Raw genomic sequence first — 6,811 nt, 5'->3', positions numbered from 1 at the left:
GCTTCGCGCTACCCATCCTACGGCGGGCAATCCGGGCGTTGGTCCCGCAGGCGAGAGGCTGGATCCCAGCGTTCGCTGGGATGACGGCTTGGGAGCGACGACGAGGCGGGTTAGGCGATGGGTTTCGCTTCGCGCTACCCATCCTGCGAGGCGGCCGGTTTCCGGTGGTGCAATGCGCTGCGCTTGTTGCACCCTACGGTGGCGGGACCACGATCCGGGGGGCTTGGGCGGAGATGCGATCCGTCCGCCGGATCAATCCGCGGCGCCGTAGGATGGGTGGAGCCGCAGGCGATACCCATCGGCGTTGTTCCGTATGCCCACAGGCGATGGGTTTCGCTTCGCGCTACCCATCCTACGAGGCTGCAGGCTTGGGCTTGAGAAGGTGCAATGCGCTTCGCTTATTGCGCCCTACGATGCTACGCATCCTACGAGGCGGTCGGCGTGCGTGCTGGCTTCGCCGTCCTGGCACAAGGGGCGACCCTCGAAGGATCGCCCCTGTCACCGGGCGCTCAATGGCGGCTGCGGCCCTTGCCGGCGCGGTAGCCTTTCACTTCCTGGGCTTCAACGGCGAGGGTGAAGCTGCGCTCCTCGCCGGGATAGAGCGCGCCGACGCCGATGACCTGCCGGTCGATCTCCTCGCCGCGCTCGTTGCGGATCGACACGACCATCGAGTACTCCAACGCGTTGTCGGTCGGCTGCGGCCGGATCGTGCCCTCCACGCGCAGGGGCACGGACCGCGCCAGCTTGGACGCGGCCGCGTCGGAGTCGAATCGCAGGTGGTGCTTGCAGGCCGGGCAGACGCTCGCACTTTCCAGGATCGTGGTCTTGCAGTGCGGGCAGGTACGCGTCGCGCCGGGCGAGCCTGCGCGGATCGAGCTCATGAGTCGGAGCCGTTCTCCCCGGCGCTACCCTTGCCGTTGGCCTTGTGGCCGTCCTTGCCCCAGCCGAACTCGACCTGGCCGCGCATCTTGGAACCCGGCGCAACTGTGACGGAGCCGGCCTTGATGTCGCCGATCATGGCGCCGCTGTCGAGCAGTTCGACCCGCTCGGCGGCATCGATGTTGCCCTCGAGCTCGCCGGCGATGATGACCTTGCGCGCCTTGACGCCGCCATTGAGCTTGGCGCCGACCTCGATGGTCAGGTCGCCCTGCACGTTGACGTCGCCCTTGAACTTGCCCGCCAGGCGGACGTGGCCAGAACCTTCGATCTTGCCTTCGATGGTCAGGTCGGACGCGATCACCGACTCCTTGCCCTCGCTGCCCGCGCTGCGGGTCGACGGGGTCGGGGACGCGCTGGGCGTGCTGGCCCGCGCGGGGCTGTCGAACGTGGCGGGCTCGGCGCGCTTGTCCTGCGTACGCGGCACTTCCGGGGATGGGGCGGGGGAATCGGACTTCTGGGACGTGGGCTGGTTGCCAAAAATAGCCATGGGGCGGATTTCCTCTGACGGGACTGGCCGACTGCACGAAACAGCTCGGACTTCCGAGGCTAGCACCCCGTCTTTACCGCTTTCGTGCGAGATGTCGCGATAACCGACAGCATTTCCGATGAACGGCGCAGAGCGTGATCGAGGTCGATCGCGTGACCGACGGCGTGGCGGGTCAGCGGCCGGGTTCGGCACTGGCGCGCCACGGCAGGCGCACGCGCAGCATCGGCCACCACGACGCGCGCTGCCGCCATGCATCGACCGACCACAGCAACAGGCCCGTCCCGGCCAGACCGAGTCCCAGCGCCTTGCCGCTGGCCGCGATGGCGATCGCCGCCAGCCCCGCGAGTCCCTTCAGGAAGGGGATGAGCAGGATCAGCCGCCAGCCGCGGAAATTCAGGCGCAGGCCCGCGCGGCGGAAGCAGCGCACCAGGCCGGTCAACGCGGCGAGGCTGCCGGCGGACATCGCCAGCGCGTCGTGGGGCGCCGGCAGCAGCGAAAGCAGCCAGGCCAGGGCGGCCAGCAGCGGCACCCAGAACAGGCGCAGCATCGGCCGGGGCGTGGGGACGTCGTCGGCTGCCGACTGCCAGTTGAAATAGCCGGCGACCGCCACCCAGGCTTCCCAGGCCACGTACAGGCCGACCAGCGCATAGCCGAAGGTGGCGGCGCCAAAGCCCGCGGCCGGCGCCAGGGTGGCGCGGCCGGGCAGGTCGCCGGTCAGCCAGTGCACCAGTCCGGACACCGCGCCCATGCAGGCAGCGGCGACCAGGCAACGCGCGAGCGCGACGAGGCGCCGTGGCGTCGATTGCCGGCTGGCATCGCCGGCGGCAAGCCAGAAGCGGGCCTGCCGCAGGTCGATCACGTCGCCGAGGCTGTCGAGGTCGCCATCGTCCAGTGCGAGTACCATGTGGCGCATCTCCAGCGAGCGGCGCGACGGTACTGCGAATGCGAGTACCTGCGCCCAGCGGAGCGGGCGGCGCAGCTGCCGCATCATCCTCAAGGCCGGTGCGTGGCGGTCGTGGGCCGGCCGCCCGGGGAAGATGCGCCTGCCAAGCGCGCGTTCGCGCCCGGGCTGCAGGTCGCGGCGGAACCCCAACCGGCTGCGCAGGTGCATCAGCGCGTCGGGATCGACGCCGCTCAGCACGTGGTCGAGGTCAAAGAAGGCCAGCAGCGCGTCGAGGTTCTCCTCGGCCACGGGCGGGCTGCGCTCGTGGAGCTGGTTGAGGAGCCAGTAACCGAGCTGGCCCTTGAGCTGCAGCGACCACAGCGCCGGCTGCGCCTCCAGCCAGCGGCGGACGTCCCCGGGTTCCCCACGCACGAGCTGCTCGATGCAACCCGCCAGGAAGGCGTCGGCATCGAAGGCTTCAAGCGCGGGTTCGTCCGTGTCGTCGATGACCTCGGCCGGGGCGTCGGTAGACGAGGTGGGCGGCGGAGGCGGAGGCGAGGGCTCGACTCCGGGTGGCGTTGCCGGCCCGCGCGCGGGGGCGTCGGCCTGGGCCGCCGCCAGCGCGGCCTGGTAGGCGGCGTGCAGGCGCTGGAAACCCTCCGGATCGGTGTCGGGCCGGGTCGTCTTCAGGCGCGCCGCGTAGGCGCGCTTGACCGCGCGGACGTCGGCCCCGGCGTCCAGGCCCAGCTCGGCGAACGCCCACATCAGGCCTGCGCCTCCAACTCGTCCATGGCCTGGTGGAGCTGGCGACGATGCGTATCCACCAGATCGGTGTCCTGGCTCTCGAGCACGCTGCGGAAGCGCGCGATCCATTCCTGCAGCAGGGTCCGCTGCGCCAGGTACTCCTCGTACAGGCGCTCGGCGCGGGCCAGTGCCTGCAGGTTTTCCTGCTGCTCGCGCGGGTGGACCTTCAGCGCTTGCAGCGCCGCGAGGCGCTCGCGGATCTCGTCCGCGCCGAGCAGGCCCGGATTCTGCTCGAGCACCAGTTCGTGGACCTTGCCGGTGGCGTGTTCACGGACCTCCACCTGGAGCAGGCCGTTGACGTCGTAGGTGAAGCGCACGGTCACGCCGCGCTGCTCGGGCGCGGCGTGGCCGGCGATGGGGACGTTGAGCTCGCCCAGCTTGATGTTGTTGGCCACCATCGGGCTCTCGCCCTGGTAGACGTCGATCCGCACCTGCTTCTGCTCGGCGGTCATCGGGTAGAAGTCGTCTTCGCGACTCACCGGCACCGTGCTGTTGCGCGGGATGATGGGGTGGAAGTAGCCGTTGCGGACCTGGCCGTTGTCTTCCCGCCGCGACACCTGGGTGCCCAGGGTGTACGGGCAGACGTCGGTCAGGATGATCTCCTCAAGGCGCTCGTCGCGCGCCTTCAGGCCGGCCGCGACCGTCGCGCCCAGCGCCACCGCCTGGTCCGGGTTGACGTGGCGCAGCGGCAGGCGCCCGAACATCCGCGACACCAGCCGCGCCACCTGGGGCATGCGGCTCGCGCCGCCGACCAGCACGATCTCGTCCAGCTGGCCCGGCTGCAGGCGGGCGTCGCGCAGGGCGCGTTCGACCGGGGCGCGCATGCGCTGGACCAGCGGCTCGCCGAGGCTGGAGAAGCGTGCTTCGTCGATGCGCCATTCCAGGGCGCGGCCCTGCAGGCTCACCTCGATCGCGGCACTGCCGTCCTGGCCGAGCGAGCGCTTGGCCTGCTCGAGCCGCCTGCGCAGTTGCGCCAGTTCGTGCGCGGCCAGGTCGCGCAGGGTGAGGGCGTGGTCCCGCGCGAACGCCTCCACCATCACGTCCAGGAAGTCCTCGCCGCCGAGGTAGTTGTCGCCGGTGCTCGCATGCACCTCGACCACGCCGTCGAAGAGCTCCAGGATCGACACGTCGAAGGTGCCGCCGCCGAGGTCGAACACCAGGAAGCGGCCTTCGCCCTCGCGGTCCTGCAGGCCGTAGGCCAGCGCGGCCGCGGTGGGCTCGTTGACCAGGCGCTCGACCTTCAGCCCGGCCAGTTCGCCCGCCGTGCGCGTGGCCTTGCGTTGTGCATCGGAGAAGTAGGCGGGCACGCTGATGACCGCTTCGCGTACCGGCTCGCCCAGTGCGGCCTCCGCGTCGGCGACCAGCGAGCGCAGGACCATCGCCGAGAGTTCCTCGGGCCGGAAGCTGCGGTCCCCGAGACGGGTCTCGCGCGAGGAGCCCATCCAGCGCTTGAAGTTGGCGACCGTGCGCTGCGGATGGCTGATCAGCCGTTCGCGGGCCGGCTGTCCCACCAGCACGCCGCTTTCGTCCACGCTCACCACCGAGGGCGTCAGGACGTCCCCCAGTGCATTGGGGAACAGCTGGCTCCCCGTGTCCCCGTAAATCCCGACCAGCGAGTGCGTGGTCCCCAGATCAATGCCTACGATCATCCCCTGCAATTCCCCCGATTGCCCCAGTCCAGTCGTTGTCGTGGCGGATGGCGCTACATCCGGAACACACCGAAGCGGGTGCGGTCCTCGATCGGCGCGTTCAGGCTGGCCGACAGGCCCAGGCCGAGCACGCGACGGGTGTCGGCCGGGTCGATGATGCCGTCGTCCCACAGTCGCGCCGTGGCATACCAGGGGCTGCCCTGTGACTCGTACTGCTCGCGGATCGGGAGCTTGAACGCCTCTTCCTCCTCCGCGCTCCACTGGCCGCCCTTGGCCTCGATGCCGTCGCGCCGCACCGTCGCCAGTACGCTGGCGGCCTGTTCGCCGCCCATGACGCTGATGCGCGCGTTCGGCCACATCCACAGGAAGCGGGCGCCGTACGCGCGGCCGCACATGGCGTAGTTGCCGGCACCGAAGCTGCCGCCGATGACCACGGTGAACTTGTGCACGTGCGAGCAGGCCACCGCGGTGACCATCTTCGCCCCGTCCTTGGCGATGCCCGCCTGCTCGTACTTCTTGCCGACCATGAAGCCGGTGATGTTCTGCAGGAACACCAGCGGGATGCCACGCTGGTTGCACAGCTCGATGAAGTGCGCGCCCTTGAGCGCGCTCTCGGCGAACAGGATGCCGTTGTTGGCGACGATGCCGACCGGGTAGCCATGGATATGGGCGAAGCCGGTGACCAGGGTCTTGCCGTAGCGGGCCTTGAACTCCTGGAACTCGCTGCCGTCGACCACGCGCGCGATGACTTCGCGGATGTCGAAGGGCCGGCGCGTGTCGCGCGGCACGATGCCGTACAGCTCGCTGGCCGCGTAGCGCGGCTCGACGACCGGCCGCACCGTGACCGGCAGGGTCTTGGTGCGATTGAGCGTGCCGACGATGCCGCGCGCGATCTCCAGCGCGTGGCGGTCGTCCTCGGCGAAATGGTCGGCCACGCCGGAGACGCTGGTGTGCACGTCGGCGCCGCCCAGGGTTTCGGCATCGACCACTTCGCCGGTCGCCGCCTTCACCAGCGGCGGGCCGCCGAGGAAGATCGTGCCCTGTTCCTTGACGATGATCGACTCGTCGCACATCGCCGGCACGTAGGCGCCACCGGCGGTGCAACTGCCCATCACCACGGCGATCTGCGGGATGTTCTCCGCGCTCAGGCGGGCCTGGTTGTAGAAGATCCGGCCGAAGTGTTCCTTGTCCGGGAACACCTGGTCCTGCAGCGGCAGGAACGCGCCGCCGGAATCGACCAGGTAGACGCAGGGCAGGCGGTTCTCGCGGGCGATCTCCTGCGCGCGCAGGTGCTTCTTCACCGTCATCGGGAAATAGGTGCCGCCCTTGACGGTGGCGTCGTTGGCCACGATCACCACTTCCTGGCCCATGACCCGGCCGATGCCGCAGACGATGCCGGCCGCCGGCGCGGCGTCGTCGTACATGCCCTCGGCGGCGAGCGGGGCGATTTCCAGGAAGGGCGAGCCGGTGTCGAGCAGGGCGGTGATGCGATCGCGCACCAGCAGCTTGTCGCGCGCGGTGTGCTTGTCGCGGGCCTTCTCGCCACCGCCACCGGCGGCGCGGGCCAGGCGGGCGTCGAGCTCATCGACGAGGGCGCGATGGAAGGCGACGTTGTCCTGGAAGTCCTGCGAACGCGGGTCTAGCTGCGACTGGATGGCGGGCATCTTCTGTATCGATCCGTGAGAAGCAGCCTCGCATGATAGCTGGGAGACGCGGCCAGTTCGCGCTTGCGCCCGGGGACGGGGCATGGCAGGCGCAGCGGAGGCAGGGGGCCGTATCGGGTGACCGGCAATGGGCATCGCTCCGCTCGGTCCATCCCACGAAGGGCGCCTGCGCGTCGGGCAAGCACTCCTGACCTCCTTTGGCCGGTGCAATGCGCTTCGCTTATTGCACCCTACGGCACCCCCAGGCCGTCATTCCAGCGAACGCTGGAATCCAGCCTTTGGCGTGGCGATCGTGCGCGCGCGGGTGGTGGGTATCGCTTTGCCTGGTCCATCCCGTGGTTGCGAGTGGTTTGGGTGCCTGCGGCGGCCCGCGGTGCAATGCGCT

5 protein-coding genes are annotated in these 6,811 nt (G+C 69.8%); all 5 read right to left on the bottom strand.

Annotated elements, in window-relative coordinates:
• Nucleotides 1-509: 509 nt before the first annotated feature.
• The 5 genes from FKV25_RS04420 to FKV25_RS04400 all read right to left on the bottom strand — a co-directional run bounded on the left by FKV25_RS04420 (nt 510) and on the right by FKV25_RS04400 (nt 6,426).
• A complete protein-coding gene (locus tag FKV25_RS04420) occupies nt 510-881 on the bottom strand; it encodes a hypothetical protein (RefSeq protein WP_141517590.1) in 372 nt (123 codons plus the stop codon).
• On the bottom strand, nt 878-1,426 hold the full coding sequence (locus FKV25_RS04415) for a bactofilin family protein (RefSeq protein WP_141517589.1): 549 nt from the start codon (nt 1,424-1,426) through the stop codon (nt 878-880). Before FKV25_RS04415 ends, FKV25_RS04420 begins: the two co-directional genes overlap by 4 nt.
• Nucleotides 1,427-1,598: 172 nt before the next feature.
• A complete protein-coding gene (locus tag FKV25_RS04410) occupies nt 1,599-3,074 on the bottom strand; it encodes a hypothetical protein (protein WP_141517588.1) in 1,476 nt (491 codons plus the stop codon).
• Nucleotides 3,074-4,762 carry a molecular chaperone HscC gene (locus tag FKV25_RS04405; protein WP_141517587.1) on the bottom strand — a complete coding sequence of 563 codons (1,689 nt, stop codon included), beginning with the start codon at nt 4,760-4,762 and terminating at the stop codon, nt 3,074-3,076. The genes FKV25_RS04410 and FKV25_RS04405 overlap by 1 nt, the downstream gene beginning before the upstream one ends.
• Before the next feature lie 53 nt (nt 4,763-4,815).
• Entirely contained in the window at nt 4,816-6,426 is a 1,611-nt protein-coding gene (locus FKV25_RS04400) for a carboxyl transferase domain-containing protein (RefSeq protein WP_141517586.1), read from the bottom strand.
• Nucleotides 6,427-6,811 lie beyond the last annotated feature (385 nt).

Origin of the sequence: Marilutibacter aestuarii (assembly GCF_006546775.1) — a bacterium.
Taxonomy (GTDB): Bacteria; Pseudomonadota; Gammaproteobacteria; order Xanthomonadales; family Xanthomonadaceae; genus Marilutibacter; species Marilutibacter aestuarii.
This window is presented reverse-complemented; position numbering and strand designations above follow the sequence as displayed.